Raw genomic sequence first — 15,639 nt, 5'->3', positions numbered from 1 at the left:
GTGTGTTTTTGCACACTCTTTTTTTTATACAGTAATTTTCAAAAAATATTTTTATCTTTAAGTAAAGACCATTCTGTTTGTTATCAAACATTAACTTGAGTATCTATCATCAAGAAAAAGGCCGTCTGAATCTTTCAGACGGCCTTTTTTTGAAGTAAGTATTAGCTACCCATCAGTTTTAAACGTTGACCAGGGGTCACAGTACGGGTATTGCGGTTCCAACGACGAATATCATTAACATCAACATTGAAATGGCTGGCAATGGTGTTCAAAGTATCGCCTTTGCGTACAGTGTAGGAAACGTTTTGAATCGGGTTGCCGCGGACTTTTGCCGGAGCAGCTGTAACACGGAGGATTTGGCCTTTTTTGATATTGTTGCCTTTAATGTTGTTGGCAATAATCAAATCGGCTACGCTCAAGTTGTAACGTTTGGAGATGTTAAACAATGTATCGCCATCTTCCACGCGGTGTGTGCCTGCTGCAAGTGCTGCAGTTTGTGTGTTTTGTTGGCCATTTACACGGGCAAGACGCGCATTGATGCGTTGTTGTTGTTTAGCGGTATTAGCTGCGATACGTGCGGCACGAGCGCTTTCAGCAGTAACAACAGTTTGAACTTGTTTGTTCTCCGGTGTGGTCTCGGCAACAGTTGCTGAAGATTCCTCTGCCGGTCGGTTTTGTACCAATGCCATCAGGTCGTCATGCTCTTCTTGCGCCGGCGCAGCGGCAACAGTTTCAACTACAGGAGTAGTGGCTACATCGTTTGCGGCAACAGTCGGCGCGGTCAAGTCTGCAGGGATGGCTGATTTGGGTGCTTCTGTAACATTTTTAGCAATGGTCTCGGTAGTCGCATGGGTCATGGCTGCAACTGGAGCAGGCACTTCCGCATTTGCAACTTGAGGTTGGGCTTTGGCTTCTGTTACCACTACGGAAGTAACGTTTTCAGTTTTGCTGCGTGCAATAAAGTCAACCGGTTTGCTGGACTGTGGAACAACAGGAGCAACAATATTGGTCACGGTATTTTGAGCGACTTTAACCGGTTCTGCTACGCTGGAAGCAATAATCGGAGACATAGCCGGCATATTGGATTGGTAAGTATCCGGAGTATTGTCTTTGTCGATAAAGTTAATAATGTCTTGATTTTGGGTAGCTGAGTTTTTAGCCACCAAAATGCTGCGGCCTTCAGAAATGGCGCTACCGCTCAGGCCGTTGAGGCGCTTGAGTTCGGCTACGCTCATGCCGGTATCGTTGGCGATGGCATTAAGCTTTTTGTTACCCAAAGAAGTATAAATATCCCAAGACATCAGGGTATCTGGATTGGCATTGCGGTAGTTCTTCTCAAATGCAGAAACCGCAGAAACCGGCAACAACAGGCGACGGTTATTTTTAGGGATGAATACTGGAGCATTGAAACCTGGGTTGAGTGCCAACAGTTCGCTTTCGCTGATATTTGCAAAGCGAGCAATTGTGCTGTTATCGATAGGTTTGTCGATGCTGACAGATTTGAAATACGGCTGATTGCTGATTTCACTGATATTCATGCCAAAAGTTTGCGGATTGGCGACGATATTACGGACAGCCAAGAGTTTTGGAACGTAGTTGCGTGTTTCGTTCGGCATACGCAGGTTTTCGTATGTCGGCTCCAAACCTTGCGCGCGGGCACGGTTTACGGCACGGCCGACGTTACCTTCCCCCCAGTTGTAAGCGGCAAGGGCCAAAGACCAGTCGCCGAACATACCGTGCAAGTATTGCAGGTAGTTCAATGCAGCATCGGTAGCGGCGTAAATATCGTGGCGGCCGTCATACAAAGGCGTTTTTTCCAAGCCGAAGTGGCGGCCGGTAGCCGGCATAAATTGCCACAGGCCGGATGCGCCGACGTGTGATTTGGCTTTGGTTACGAATGCGCTTTCAATGAAAGGTAGCAAAGCAATTTCGGCGGGCATATTGCGTTTTTTAACTTCATTGGCAATATGGTACATATAAGGTTTGCTGCGGGAGATGGTGCGGTCGAAATATGCGCTGTTTGCAGCAAATTTGTTTTCATGGCGGCGAACCAGTTCTGTGTTGACTTCGTTGATGCGGAAGTCTTTACGCAACGATGCCCATAAGCTACCGGAGCCGAAGGTTTGTGCTTTGGCTTGGTCGAGCAGGGCGGAGTTGAGGCGCATCATGGCCATGCCGACTTGGTTGGGCGTAGCGTTTTGCGCATAGGCTGTGGCGGAAACCGCCGACAGGCTTGAAACGGTCAGAGCGATGGTTTTTAGTTTTGCCATAGTAAATAAAGTTATCAAATATATAATAAAATTTCGTCTTTTTGATAGTATCGTTTCAGCATTTAAACGTCAAGTCGAGCAGGGAATTTGCTTGTGTGATGTGGCCGTGGTGTTAAAATTCTGTCACACAAGTCGGGATGAATAGGGGAGCATTTAATGGAAACTTTTTTTATGCAAATGCCAATGGGACAATATCTCGCTCAAAAAGAGGCGGATTTTTTCAGACGGCATTTGCAGTATTTGAATAGGCAAGTGGCGGTTCAATTAGGCGGTATATGGCAGAAGCCGTCTGAAAATATGATTGTGGTGCCTCGCGATGTACGGATGGATGCTGAAATGTTGGCATTTGAAACGCATTCCGTGGATGTGTTATTGATGCCTCATCTTTTGGAAGTTTCATCTGCAGATTTGGTGTTGCAAGAGGCGTTTAGGATATTAAAACCTGAAGGCAGGTTGATTTTGACGGGGTTCAACCCTAAATCTTTGTGGGGATTGAGCTCGTGGTTTGATGGGGAAAAGCTGCCTTTAAAATCTCAATGCTTGGCTCTGGCTGAGTTGAAACGAAAAATTGCGGATATTGGTTTTGAAATAGAATATGGGCAGTTTATGGATTATCTGCCTGCTGTGAATTCGCCTTCTGCTTTGAAGTTTTGGCGGTTTATGGAAAAGGCAGGGGATAGGTGGTGGCCGCAGTGTGCAGCGGTTTATGGGATGGTGTTAACGAAACATTTGGTTGGTGTCCATCCTTTGCCTGAATTGGAAACTGCATTCGATGGCAATACGGTTGCTTTAAGTACGGCACGCTTGGCCGAATAGTTTTCAGACGGCCTATATATAATGATGAATTTGGAGAATAATGATGCCTGAATTACCTGAGGTAGAAACGACTTTACGTGGAATCGCGCCGCATATTGATGGCAAAAAGATAGAAAAAGTCATTATTCGCCAGTTTAAATTGAGATGGCCTATTCATCCGAACTTGGTGCAAATTTTGGCCGGGCGCAAAGTTTTGGCATGCAGCCGACGTGCGAAGTATTTGATTATTACTTTTGAAACGGGTATTTTACTTATTCATTTGGGTATGTCCGGCAGTTTGCGGATTTTTACCGCTGATGATGAGCGTATCGCCACGCCGGATAAACACGATCATTTGGATTTTGTATTTGATGACGGTACCATATTGCGTTATCACGACCCGCGTAAATTTGGTGCGGTATTGTGGTATGAGGGTATTGCCGAACATCATCCACTGTTGGAAAAGTTGGGACCGGAGCCGCTCTCGGGCGATTTTGATGCAAATTACCTGTATCAGAAATTGAAAACCCAAAAGCGTGCAGTCAAATTAGTGCTGATGGATAATGCGGTGGTGGTTGGCGTTGGCAATATTTATGCGAATGAAAGCCTGTTTAAGGCGGGTATTTCGCCATTGCGTCCGGCGAATAAGCTGACCAAGAAAGAATGCGCATTATTGGTGGAAACCGTCAAAGCGGTTCTGCAAAGGGCGATTGAAACGGGCGGTAGTACGCTGCGGGACTTTGTCAATAGCGATGGCAAAAGCGGCTATTTCCAGCAGGAATATACGGTCTATGGCCGTCATAACGAGCCTTGCGTTCAGTGTGGCGGGTTGATTTTTAAAGAAACTTTGGGGCAGCGTGGAACATTTTATTGTCCAAATTGCCAGAAATAGTTTCAGACGGCCTTAAATGTCAGAGGCCGTCTGAAAATAATGAATACAATACAGAAGAAATTTTATGTCTAAACAAAAAGCTCCTTTTTTTAAACGACTGGGCAGGCTTTGCCGTTTGGCGGCTTGGTTGTTCCGAACCGGTCGGAATTTGCGTGCCATCGATGGCAATAATGCAGAGGAACGCAATCATGCGGTGGTTGTTTTGGGAAAAGGTGCGTTGGATGCTTTGGATATCGAATTGGAAATTGGCGTACCGCCTCAAGGAAATGTGAGTGGTACTTTGGTGGTGGCCAATCATGTATCTTGGTTGGATATTTTTGCCATGAGTGCCGTTTATCCAAGCAGTTTTATTGCGAAACAGGAAATCAGCGGCTGGCCGGTTTTGGGGAAAATGGGTAAAAATGCCGGTACGGTGTTTATCAACCGCAACTCCCGCCGTGATGTCGAACCGATTAATCAGGCGATTTGTGCAGCATTGAAAGCAGGGCAGAATGTAAGTTTTTTCCCCGAGGCGCGCACTTCTTCCGGCTTGGGTATTTTGCCGTTTAAAGCAGCCCTGTTTCAATCGGCTATCGATGCGAAAGCGCCGATTCAGGCGGTAACCTTACGCTATTATGATGACGAAGGACAACGGACGGACTTGCCGTCTTATGCGGAGATAAACCTGTTTCAATCTTTATGGCGCATTGTTTCGATGAAGAAAATCCGTATCCGTTTGGATTTCTCGCCTCAATACAAACCGACAGATATGCCGGATAAAGACCGCTATGCTTTGAAGGATATTGCGGAAACAGCCATCGGCGAAATTGTGGCTTCGGATTCGCCTGTTCAGCCCTTACCTAAAAAATAATTTCAGTCAGGTACTTGTTTTATTTCAGATGGCCTTCATTTAGAAGAACAGCTGTTTTCGATTTAATTAAATTGATAGTTTGATGTAATTAATATTATTTGAACTATAAATTATACAAATCGATAGGCCTGCATTAAAATGCAAGCATTGATTCATTTCTCAAACCTGAATTTTTAAGGAGCTTAAAAATGGCTTTGCAAGATCGTACCGGTCAAAAAGTACCTTCCGTAGTATTCCACACTCGCGTTGGCGACACTTGGAAAGATGTTTCTACTGATGATTTGTTCAAAGGCAAAAAAGTAGTCGTGTTCTCTCTGCCTGGCGCATTTACTCCAACTTGCTCTTCTTCTCACCTGCCACGCTACAACGAATTGTTTGGTGCGTTCAAAGAAAACGGTGTTGACGCAATCTACTGCGTATCTGTAAACGACACTTTCGTAATGAACGCTTGGGCTGCTGAAGAAGAAGCCGACAACATCTACATGATCCCTGATGGCAACGGTGAATTCACTGAAGGCATGGGCATGTTGGTTGACAAAGAAGACTTGGGCTTCGGTAAACGCTCTTGGCGTTACTCCATGCTGGTTAACGACGGCGTGGTTGAAAAAATGTTTATCGAACCTGAAGAACCAGGCGATCCTTTCAAAGTGTCTGACGCTGACACTATGTTGAAATACATTGCTCCTGACTGGAAAGCTCAAGAGTCTGTTGCCATCTTCACCAAACCTGGCTGCCAATTCTGCGCTAAAGCTAAAAAAGCGCTGCAAGACAAAGGCTTGTCTTACGAAGAAATCGTATTGGGCAAAGATGCAACTGTTACTTCCGTACGCGCTATTACCGGCAAGATGACTGCTCCTCAAGTATTCATCGGCGGCAAATATATCGGCGGCAGCGAAGACTTGGAAGCTTACTTGGCTAAAAACTAATTGCCTGTATGCTTGAGACGGCTTGAAAAGGCCGTCTGAAAGACCAAATATAGAGTTATTCAGACGACGTTTGCAAATCGGCGTTCTGAATAACTCTATATTTACAAGTAGAATTTGAGATTATTGTTTTAAATCGATATTTAGATATTGGCTATTGATTTTTAAATTTTGATAGTTTATGAAGTTTAGGCCGTCTGAAAACGGATAACCTGATGGCAATATCGGTTTGGATATAGACAGTAAGGATAAATTATGAAAAAGATTCAAGCAGATGTGGTGGTACTGGGTGGCGGTACAGCCGGTATGGGCGCATTTCGCAATGCCCGCCTTCATACAGACAATGTTTACCTGATTGAAAACAATGTATTCGGAACAACTTGTGCGCGCGTGGGCTGCATGCCTTCCAAACTCTTGATTGCCGCCGCAGAAGCGCGCCATCATGCTTTGCATACCGATCCGTTTGGCGTGCATTTGGACAAAGACAGCATCGTCGTCAACGGCGAAGAAGTCATGCAACGCGTCAAATCCGAACGCGACCGTTTTGTCGGTTTTGTGGTCAGCGATGTAGAAGAGTGGCCTGCCGACAAGCGCATTATGGGTACGGCAAAATTTGTTGACGAACACACCGTCCAAATCGATGACCATACTCAAATTACTGCAAAAAGTTTTGTGATTGCTACAGGTTCGCGCCCTGTGATTTTCCCTCAGTGGGAAGTTTTGGGCGATCGCTTGATTGTGAATGATGATGTTTTCTCTTGGGATACCCTGCCTAAGAGTGTGGCCGTATTCGGCCCTGGTGTAATCGGCTTAGAGTTGGGTCAGGCTTTGCACCGTTTAGGCGTAAAAGTTGAAATTTTTGGCGTGGCAGGCGCTATTGGCGGTATTTCCGACCCTGTTGTTGCTGAAGAAGCCAAAGCTGTTTTTGGCGAAGAGTTGGCTTTACATCTGGATGCTAAAACCGAAGTCAAACTGGATGCGGAAGGCAATGTTGAAGTTCATTGGGAACAAGACGGCGAAAAAGGTGTGTTCGTTGCCGAATATATGCTGGCAGCCGTAGGCCGCCGTCCGAACGTGGACAATATCGGTTTGGAAAATCTGACTATCGAAAAAGATGCGCGTGGTGTGCCTATTGCCGATCCGCTGACCATGCAAACCAGCATTCCGCATATCTTTATCGCAGGCGATGCGTCCAATCAATTGCCTCTGCTGCATGAAGCTGCCGACCAAGGCAAAATTGCCGGCGACAATGCGGGCCGCTATCCGAATATCGGCGGTGGTTTGCGCCGCAGTGTAATTGGCGTGGTGTTCACCAATCCGCAAATTGCCTCTGTCGGCTTGAAATACGCGCAAGTTGCGGCGAAATATCAACCTGACGAGTTTGTAATCGGCGAAGTTTCCTTCCGAAACCAAGGCCGCAGCCGTGTTATGTTGGTAAACAAAGGCCATATGCGTTTGTATGCTGAGAAAGCGACCGGCCGTTTCATTGGTGCGGAAGTTGTCGGCCCTGCTGCCGAACATTTGGCACACTTGATGGCTTGGGCGCATCAAATGAAGATGACGATTCCGCAAATGCTGGATATGCCGTTCTACCATCCGGTTATCGAGGAAGGTCTGCGCACTGCATTGCGTGATGCCGATGCAAAATTGAAACAGGCTTGATTATTTGATGGGATAAAGGCCGTCTGAAACTCGTAGTGAGGTTTCAGACGGCCTTTTTTTATGCTTTGAAGCTGTTAAATCAATTCTAAATCCGGACCGGCATTTTGCGCACGACGGCTTCGTAATTGAATGTCTAAGCGCAAGTCATGAGCGGAGTCGGCATTTTTAATGGTATCTTGATAGCTGATATCGCCGTTTTCATACAAGTCATACAAGGCTTGGTCAAAAGTGATCATGCCCATGCCGGTTGATTTTTTCATCATTTCTTTGATGTTGTGGACTTCGCCTTTTTGAATCAAGTCGGCAATAATCGGCGAATTGAGCAAAACTTCGACCGCCGCCACACGACCCCGGCCGCTTTCACGGGGAATCAGACGTTGTGAAATAAAGGCTTGCAGGTTGAGCGACAAGTCGGTCAGCAACTGGGTACGGCGCTCTTCGGGGAAGAAGTTGATGATGCGGTCGAGCGCTTGGTTGGTACTGTTGGCGTGCAGTGTCGCCATACACAAATGGCCGGTTTCCGCGAAGGAAATGGCGTAGTCCATGGTCTCGCGGTCGCGGATTTCACCAATCAGAATAACATCTGGCGCTTGGCGTAGAGTATTTTTCAATGCAATCGGCCAATTTTCGGTATCTACACCGATTTCGCGTTGGGTAATGATGCAGTTTTTGTGTTGGTGGATAAACTCAATCGGGTCTTCGATGGTAATAATGTGGTCGAAGCTGTTTTCGTTTCGATAGTCGATAAGGGAGGCGAGGGAAGTGGACTTGCCCGAACCTGTACCGCCGACAAAAATAACCAAACCGCGTTTTCTGAGGGCGATGTCTTTCAGAATAGGAGGCAGATTGAGCGTTTCAAATTTAGGGATATTACTGGTAATGGAACGGAATACCAAAGCAGTTGCACCGCGTTGAACCATTGCATTGACACGGAAGCGGCTGGTATCGGGCAGGCTGATGGCGAAGTTGCATTCGTTGGTGGAAGAAAATTCTTCGATCTGTTTGGAAGACATAATCGAAAAAGCGATTTCCATACATTTTTCAGCACTCAGCGGCTCATCGCTCAGTCGCGTAATTTTACCGTCCACTTTCATGGCCGGCGGGAAATTGGTGGTAATGAAAAGGTCGGAGCCTTTGTATTTGTTCATATGGCGTAGCCAAGCGAACAATTCTTCTTTTGCGCCCGGAGTATTTTCGTTAAACATAAGAATTTAGGTATTTAAAATAGAGTTATTTTATCTATAGTAATTATAACAGAGGCAATCATTATTTGCTGATTGCTAGCTAGAGCATCAATCTGTTTTAAATTGGGTGTCGTTCTGGGAATATAGCAGATTTTTCAGTATCCCTGTGATTTTAAATTCTGCTGTTATAATGTTGCCCGATTAGTGAATGGAAAGGTAACGAGATGTCAGTACAAACAATTGCCGTGGTCGGCGCAATGGAACAGGAAATCGAGCTTTTGCGTGAAAGCATGACCAATGTCAAGCATGTGTCCTTCGGTAAATTCTCGGCGTATGAAGGTGAATTGGCCGGAAAACGTATGGTATTGGTTTTGAGCGGTATCGGTAAAGTCAATGCGGCGGTTTCGACTTCTTGGGTCATTCATCAGTTTGCACCGGATTGCGTCATCAATACCGGCAGTGCAGGCGGTTTGGGTAAAGGTCTGAAGGTTGGCGATGTGGTTATCGGCGAAACTGTGGCGCATCATGATGTTGACGTAACGGCTTTTGGTTATGTTTGGGGACAAGTACCGCAACTTCCTGCTGTGTTTGTATCGGATTCAAACCTGATTCGTCAAGCAGAAAAGGCAGCGCAAGTGTTTGAAGGTGCGGCCGTAACGCAAGGCCTGATTGTCAGTGGCGACCGTTTTGTACACAGCAGCGAAGGTGTTGCGGAAATTCGCAGTCATTTTCCTGACGTAAAAGCAGTTGAAATGGAAGCTGCGGCGATTGCGCAAACCTGTCACCAGTTGGAAGTGCCGTTTGTGATTATTCGTGCCGTATCCGATTCGGCAGATGAGAAAGCGGACATTAGCTTTGAAGAGTTTTTGAAAACGGCTGCCGTCAGCTCGGCGAAGATGGTGACCGAGATTGTCAAATCGCTATAAAATCATGCAAAAGCGTTGAATTTCCGTTAGAATACGGAACGATTCAACCTTATTCTAAGGCCGTCTGAAAACCGAATCCCTGTTTTTTCAGACGGCCTTTCAGCCTTTAATTGCATTTATCTTAATAACAATATGAAAAACATACGGAATTTCTCCATTATTGCCCACATCGACCACGGCAAATCTACGCTTGCTGACCGTTTTATCCAATACTGTGGCGGTTTGGATTTGCGCGAAATGAGTACGCAGGTGCTCGATTCCATGGACATCGAAAAAGAGCGCGGCATTACCATTAAAGCGCAAACCGCCGCGCTCAACTATAAAGCACGCGATGGGCAGGTGTATCAGCTCAACCTGATTGATACTCCGGGACACGTCGACTTCTCTTACGAAGTATCCCGTTCGCTGTCGGCTTGCGAAGGTGCGCTTTTGGTGGTCGATGCGTCTCAAGGTGTAGAAGCGCAAACCGTGGCGAACTGCTATACCGCGATTGATTTGGGCGTGGAAGTTGTGCCTGTTTTGAACAAAATCGACTTACCTGCAGCAGAACCCGATCGCGTGGAGCAGGAAATTGAAGACATCATCGGCATTGATGCCGTTGGTGCGGTGCAATGTTCTGCAAAAAGCGGCATTGGTGTGGAAGATGTTTTGGAAGAGATCGTTGCCAAAATCCCTGCGCCGACTGGTGATGAAAATGCGCCGTTGCAAGCGGTTATTGTCGATTCGTGGTTTGACAACTATGTCGGCGTAGTCATGCTGATTCGTGTGAAAAACGGTACCATCAAGCTGAAAGACAAAGTGCGCTTTATGAGTACTAAGGCGGAAACACAGGTTGAGCAGCTGGGCGTATTCACACCAAAATCAGTTCAAAAACAAGAACTCAAAGCCGGTGAAGTAGGCTTTTTAATTACCGGCGTGAAAGAATTGGGTCAGGCGAAAGTCGGCGATACGGTTACGTTGGTTGCCAACCCCGCTTCTGAGCCGCTGCCCGGCTTCCAAGAAGTACAAAGCCAAGTATTCGCAGGCCTTTATCCGGTGGAAAGCCATGACTACGAAGCCTTGCGTGACGCTTTGGAAAAATTGCAGCTGAACGATGCTTCGTTGAAATTTGAGCCTGAGGTTTCCCAAGCATTGGGCTTCGGCTTCCGTTGCGGCTTCTTGGGTCTGTTGCATTTGGAAATCGTGCAGGAACGTTTGGAGCGCGAGTTCGACATGGACTTGATTACCACTGCGCCAACGGTGGTTTATGAAGTCGTGTTGAAAAACGGCGAGAAAATCGAAGTTGAAAACCCGTCCAAACTGCCTGAAATCAGCACCATCGAAACTATTCTTGAGCCGATTATCACTGCGACCATTCTTGTGCCGCAGGAGTATGTCGGCAACGTCATGACTTTGTGTAACCAAAAGCGTGGTGTTCAGGTCAATATGCAATACATGGGCCGTCAAGTCATGCTGACTTATGATTTGCCGATGAACGAAGTCGTAATGGATTTCTTTGACAAGCTTAAATCGACTTCGCGCGGTTATGCTTCGTTGGACTACCATTTCAAAGAGTTCCAACCGTCTGATTTGATTAAGCTCGACATTATGGTCAACGGCGAAAAAGTCGATGCCTTGAGCCTGATTGTGCACCGTCAAAGCGCCGTTCACCGCGGTCGAGAGCTGGCATCAAAAATGCGCGAACTGATTCCGCGCCAAATGTTCGACATCGCCGTCCAAGCCGCCATCGGCAGCCAGATTATCGCCCGCGAAAACGTCAAAGCCCTGCGTAAAAACGTTTTGGCGAAATGTTACGGCGGCGATATTACGCGTAAGAAAAAACTTCTTGAAAAACAAAAAGCAGGTAAGCGCCGCATGAAACAAGTGGGCAATGTGGAAATCCCGCAAAGCGCATTCTTGGCGATTCTGCAAGTGAGTGATAAATAATGAGTATAAATCTGACTTTAGGCGCAATCGTTGTACTGCTGGCCGGCTTGGTCCTCAACTTCAAAAGCAGCAAAGAGCGTCAGGAAAACGGCGAATGGAGCTCCGGCTTGCAATGGAGTTATCTCTTGTGCATGGTCGGCGTATTCGGAATTTTGTCCGAATTTATGAGCTTTACCGCCGTATTGCTGGTGTTTGTCGTGTTCACCGGTATTGTTTGGGCAATCCATAAAGGCCGTCTGAAAAAAAGCGAAACCGGCGAAGACAATGCACATTTTACCGACTACATGGGCGGCTTTTTTCCTATCATCTTGGTTATCTTTGTATTGCGTAGCTTTATTGCTGAGCCGTTCCAAATTCCGTCCAGTTCCATGCGTCCGGGCTTGGTCAAAGGCGATTTTATCTTGGTAAACAAATTTTCTTACGGTATCCGCCTGCCGATTTTGAATAAGGTCATTATCCCTGTCGGCAATATTGCCCGAGGCGATGTCGTGGTGTTCAATTACCCACTTCAGCCTGAGATGAATTACATCAAACGTATCGTCGGTATTCCGGGTGATGTTGTGGAATATCGTGATAAGGTTTTGACTGTTAACGGTGAAATTATTCCCGAAAAACCAAACGGCAATTATCAATACGCAGATGATACCGATCCGTCTATGATTCATACGCTTGAGCGTTTTCAGACGGCCTTGAACGGCAAAAACTTTGATGTGGTCAAAGAAGCCGGTCAGCCTTCCGTATCCATTGCCGTATTGAACAAATACACCTCCGAAGTAATGCCTGAAAGCAATTACTCGCTTGAAACGAGCGGTTTGGAAAATTGTGAGTACGCAGAAGACGGCAATGGCTTTATTTGTAAAGTTCCCGAAGGCCGTTATTTCGCGATGGGCGACAACCGCGACAACAGCGCCGATTCTCGTTACTGGGGATTTGTCGATGACAAGTTGATTGTCGGTAAAGCCTTCTTTGTTTGGATGAACTTTGGCGAACTCAGCCGTATCGGTACCAGTATTAAATAAGCAATAACAGATGAAAAGGCCGTCTGAAATTTTTCAGACGGCCTTTTTGGTATCTATTTTTTGTCTTTTAACGAACCTAAATAAATCGCCAATAAAGTCAAAGTAGCGCCGCTCCATTGGACGGCGTTAATCGGTTTATCTAGCCAGAAATAATCGATCAACATGGCGGCAACTGGTTCGGAGAGCAGTAGTAGGCCGGTCAGTGACAAGGATAAAAGCGGGATGGCGTAAGCAATCAATGCCCAAGCAAAGCATTGCATAACGATGCCGTAGATGGAGACTAGAATCACATCGTTTAAAGTTTTGGGGTAAAGATGGGCGGCATCGAATAGCAGAGATGGGATGACCAGCGCCATTGCGCCGCCAAAGCTTAAAATCATCATCAGTGGAAACAAACCGACTTTTTCCTGTTCATGGGTTTTGCGTACGAAAACCATAGACAGGGCCAGCATAGCACCGGACACTACGCCGCTGACAAATCCCCATGCGGCATTGTTGTTATGACCGAATTCTGGGCTGCCGATTAAGGCTACGCCTATGGTAGCCAATATCAAACTTAAAATTTGCAGGGCGCTTAGACGTTCCGAATAAAAGAAGAAGCCGATGGCGGCTAAAAAGAAAATCTGCAGGCTGTTGAGCAAGGTGGAAATGCCGGGGCCTACGGCGTGAATGCTTTCATGCCACAGAGCGAGGTCGAATGCGAGGAAAACGCCGGATAAGACTGCGTAGCCAACTGTTTTTCTTTTCGTGGGCATTTTTTGTCTGAAAAAACGCCCGAGCAGGAAGAATATAGGGGCGGCGATCAGCAAGCGCCAGAATGCGATGGCGTAAGAGCCGACATCGACAAATTTGACGATCAAACTGCCCAAGCCGAAGACGACGCAGCCGACGACTAGCAGGGGCGCTGCATAATTTCCTGAACGTGTGTTCATCGGCTTCTCCAAGAATTAAATGAAGACGATTATTCCATAAAAGACAGATGAGGCGTTAATGATAAATAGTGGTAAGCCAAGATAAAGGGTTTATGATGAAAGGCCGTCTGAAAACTGTTTCAGACGGCCTTTTGATGATTTTCTGGCTTGATTTCGTATTGTTGTAGTATAAAATCGTTTTACGCCGTGTTTTCAGACGGCCTGATCAGTTTTGGTTTTGAGAAAAGGATTATTGGAAATGGCAAACCCTATTCGTGCGTTTTTGGATTATGTGCCGTCGGTTGATGAGTCTTGTTTTGTAGATGAGACTTCGGTAGTGATTGGCGAAGTGTCGCTGGCGGAAGATGTATCGATTTGGCCTTATGCTGTATTGCGCGGCGATGTGAACAGTATCTCTATCGGTAAGCGCAGCAATGTGCAGGATGGCAGCGTTTTGCATGTGTCGCATAAGAATGCGGCGAAGCCTGACGGTTCGCCCCTGATTATCGGCGATGATGTGACGATTGGGCATAAGGTCATGCTGCATGGCTGCCGAATTGGAAATCGTGTTTTGGTGGGCATGGGTTCAATTATTTTGGACGATACGGTTGTCGAAGATGATGTGATGATAGGCGCGGGCAGTTTGGTGCCGCCGCGCAAGCGATTGGAAAGCGGTTTTTTATACGTCGGCTCGCCTGTGAGACAAGTGCGTCCGCTGACGGATGAGGAAAAGGCATTTTTGACGTATTCGGCTGCGCATTATGTCCGCCTGTTCGGACAGCATAAAATTTCAAAATAAGGAAGTTCAATACAATGAACGCAATTTATCTGGCCTCGGGCAGTCCGCGCCGTCGTGAGATTTTGGAGAATTTAGGTTTCACGGTACGCCGCCTTCCTGCGGATATTGATGAAACCCCCAAAGAAGGCGAAGCCGCAGTAGAGTATGTGCGCCGTATGGCCTGCGAGAAAAATCAGGTAGCGGTAGCGCAATGGTTTACTGCTCATGATCAAGAGCCTGAGTTTGCTGTATTAACGGCGGATACGACGGTGGCGGATGGTGCGGCTATTTTGGGTAAACCGGAATCCGAGGCGGATGCGGTCGATATGCTGGAACGCTTGTCCGGACGGACGCATCAAGTGCTGACGGCTGTATGCGTTTACTGGCGAGGCGTGCGCCATGATGTGGTGCAGACGAGCGAAGTGCGCTTTAAAACGTTGACGGCTGAGGAGATTGCAGCCTATGTTGCCAGCGGCGAGCCGATGGACAAAGCCGGTGCGTATGGGATTCAGGGCTTGGGCGGCGTATTTGTCGAGCATTTGCAGGGCAGTTTTACCGGCGTGATGGGTTTGCCGGTTTATGAGACCGCGCAACTACTGAAATCTTTGGGTTTGGAAGCGCCGCCGTTTGCTTAAAATTAGGCAAATGCCGTCTGAAAGCGTGCCGACAAAAACGCCTGTTTCAGTTACAATACTGCCTTAAACAGCTTGCTTGAAGAAAGATATGAAAGAACATAAGGCCCGGAAACGCTTCGGGCAGAATTTTTTGCAGGATACGCGGATTATTAGCGATATTGTCAATGCGGTCAGACCGCAGCCCGATGATATCGTGATTGAAATCGGCCCGGGCTTGGCAGCCATTACCGAGCCTTTGGCGAAAAAACTCAACCGCCTGCATGTTTGCGAAATCGACCGCGACATCGTACGCCGTCTGAAAACCTTGCCGTTTGCAGACAAATTGGTGATACACGAAGGCGATGTATTACAGTTTGATTTTAACAGCATTGAAGGCAAGAAAAAAATTGTCGGCAACCTGCCGTACAATATTTCCACGCCGCTTTTGTTCCGATTGAGCGAAGTGGCAGACGATGTGATCGATATGCACTTTATGCTGCAAAAAGAAGTGGTCGAACGCATGGTGGCGCAGCCGAAAACCAACGACTATGGCCGTCTGGGCGTAATGCTGCAATATTTCTTCGATATGGAAATGTTGATTGAAGTACCGCCTGAATCCTTTGATCCTGCGCCGAAAGTAGATTCGGCCGTCGTGCGCATGATTCCGGTGAAACACCGCATTGGTAAAGCGGAAGATTTTGAACATTTTGCCAAACTGGTGAAACTGGCTTTCCATCAACGCCGCAAAACCATACGCAATAATTTGAAGGAACTTGCCGGCGATGATGATTTGCAGGCAGTCGGCATCAATCCGCAGGACAGGGCAGAACACATTGCCGCTGAAAAATATGTGGCATTGAGCAATTATCTGGTTCAAAAGGCCGTCTGA

At 46.9% G+C, this 15,639-nt stretch carries 14 protein-coding genes; 11 read left to right on the top strand and 3 right to left on the bottom strand.

From position 1 onward, the window contains the following. Positions 1 to 161: 161 nt before the first annotated feature. Positions 162 to 2,270 carry a LysM peptidoglycan-binding domain-containing protein gene (locus tag ACTHR2_RS06570; RefSeq protein WP_440375515.1) on the bottom strand — a complete coding sequence of 703 codons (2,109 nt, stop codon included), beginning with the start codon at positions 2,268 to 2,270 and terminating at the stop codon, positions 162 to 164. Between the two features lie 156 nt (positions 2,271 to 2,426). Here ACTHR2_RS06570 and ACTHR2_RS06565 point away from each other — a divergent pair, with 156 nt between their 5' ends. The 5 genes from ACTHR2_RS06565 (at position 2,427) to ACTHR2_RS06545 (ending at position 7,392) form a co-directional block, all read left to right on the top strand. After that, positions 2,427 to 3,086, top strand: coding sequence for a class I SAM-dependent methyltransferase (locus ACTHR2_RS06565; protein WP_440375514.1), 660 nt, complete (start codon positions 2,427 to 2,429; stop codon positions 3,084 to 3,086). Between the two features lie 43 nt (positions 3,087 to 3,129). Beyond that, the gene (mutM, locus tag ACTHR2_RS06560; RefSeq protein ID WP_440375538.1) at positions 3,130 to 3,957 is read left to right on the top strand and encodes a bifunctional DNA-formamidopyrimidine glycosylase/DNA-(apurinic or apyrimidinic site) lyase; all 828 of its coding nucleotides are present in this window, start codon (positions 3,130 to 3,132) and stop codon (positions 3,955 to 3,957) included. Positions 3,958 to 4,021: 64 nt separating this feature from the next. Next, on the top strand, positions 4,022 to 4,807 hold the full coding sequence (locus ACTHR2_RS06555) for a 1-acylglycerol-3-phosphate O-acyltransferase (RefSeq protein WP_440375513.1): 786 nt from the start codon (positions 4,022 to 4,024) through the stop codon (positions 4,805 to 4,807). Positions 4,808 to 4,995: 188 nt separating this feature from the next. Further along, positions 4,996 to 5,733 carry a redoxin family protein gene (locus tag ACTHR2_RS06550; RefSeq protein WP_004520136.1) on the top strand — a complete coding sequence of 246 codons (738 nt, stop codon included), beginning with the start codon at positions 4,996 to 4,998 and terminating at the stop codon, positions 5,731 to 5,733. Between the two features lie 252 nt (positions 5,734 to 5,985). Continuing rightward, positions 5,986 to 7,392 carry a dihydrolipoyl dehydrogenase gene (locus tag ACTHR2_RS06545; RefSeq protein WP_440375512.1) on the top strand — a complete coding sequence of 469 codons (1,407 nt, stop codon included), beginning with the start codon at positions 5,986 to 5,988 and terminating at the stop codon, positions 7,390 to 7,392. Positions 7,393 to 7,466: 74 nt separating this feature from the next. On the opposite strand, the gene ACTHR2_RS06540 is transcribed toward ACTHR2_RS06545, so the two are convergent. Then, positions 7,467 to 8,597: a PilT/PilU family type 4a pilus ATPase gene (locus ACTHR2_RS06540; protein ID WP_440375511.1), complete on the bottom strand. Its 1,131-nt coding sequence runs from the start codon at positions 8,595 to 8,597 to the stop codon at positions 7,467 to 7,469. Between the two features lie 203 nt (positions 8,598 to 8,800). On the opposite strand from ACTHR2_RS06540, the gene ACTHR2_RS06535 reads away from it, so the two are divergent. The 3 genes from ACTHR2_RS06535 (at position 8,801) to lepB (ending at position 12,447) form a co-directional block, all read left to right on the top strand. After that, on the top strand, positions 8,801 to 9,502 hold the full coding sequence (locus ACTHR2_RS06535) for a 5'-methylthioadenosine/adenosylhomocysteine nucleosidase (protein WP_070629661.1): 702 nt from the start codon (positions 8,801 to 8,803) through the stop codon (positions 9,500 to 9,502). Positions 9,503 to 9,634: 132 nt separating this feature from the next. Continuing rightward, the gene (gene lepA, locus ACTHR2_RS06530; protein WP_049336500.1) at positions 9,635 to 11,428 is read left to right on the top strand and encodes a translation elongation factor 4; all 1,794 of its coding nucleotides are present in this window, start codon (positions 9,635 to 9,637) and stop codon (positions 11,426 to 11,428) included. Then, complete coding sequence (lepB, locus tag ACTHR2_RS06525; protein WP_049336502.1) at positions 11,428 to 12,447, top strand: signal peptidase I; 1,020 nt, start codon at positions 11,428 to 11,430, stop codon at positions 12,445 to 12,447. The genes lepA and lepB overlap by 1 nt, the downstream gene beginning before the upstream one ends. A 53-nt stretch (positions 12,448 to 12,500) precedes the next feature. On the opposite strand, the gene ACTHR2_RS06520 is transcribed toward lepB, so the two are convergent. Next, on the bottom strand, positions 12,501 to 13,379 hold the full coding sequence (locus ACTHR2_RS06520; protein ID WP_049336504.1) for a DMT family transporter: 879 nt from the start codon (positions 13,377 to 13,379) through the stop codon (positions 12,501 to 12,503). A 238-nt stretch (positions 13,380 to 13,617) separates the two neighbouring features. Between ACTHR2_RS06520 and ACTHR2_RS06515 the strand changes: the two genes are divergently transcribed. The 3 genes from ACTHR2_RS06515 to rsmA all read left to right on the top strand — a co-directional run bounded on the left by ACTHR2_RS06515 (position 13,618) and on the right by rsmA (position 15,639). Continuing rightward, positions 13,618 to 14,157, top strand: coding sequence for a gamma carbonic anhydrase family protein (locus ACTHR2_RS06515; protein ID WP_049336505.1), 540 nt, complete (start codon positions 13,618 to 13,620; stop codon positions 14,155 to 14,157). 14 nt (positions 14,158 to 14,171) lie between these two features. Further along, positions 14,172 to 14,771 carry a Maf family protein gene (locus ACTHR2_RS06510; RefSeq protein WP_049336507.1) on the top strand — a complete coding sequence of 200 codons (600 nt, stop codon included), beginning with the start codon at positions 14,172 to 14,174 and terminating at the stop codon, positions 14,769 to 14,771. An 88-nt stretch (positions 14,772 to 14,859) separates the two neighbouring features. Then, positions 14,860 to 15,639, top strand: coding sequence for a 16S rRNA (adenine(1518)-N(6)/adenine(1519)-N(6))-dimethyltransferase RsmA (rsmA, locus tag ACTHR2_RS06505; RefSeq protein WP_004520146.1), 780 nt, complete (start codon positions 14,860 to 14,862; stop codon positions 15,637 to 15,639).

This window comes from Neisseria sp. P0006.S004, from assembly GCF_051963015.1.
GTDB lineage: Bacteria > Pseudomonadota > Gammaproteobacteria > Burkholderiales > Neisseriaceae > Neisseria.
Note: the sequence above shows the minus strand (reverse complement) of the source record. Positions and strands in the feature narration are given on the sequence as shown.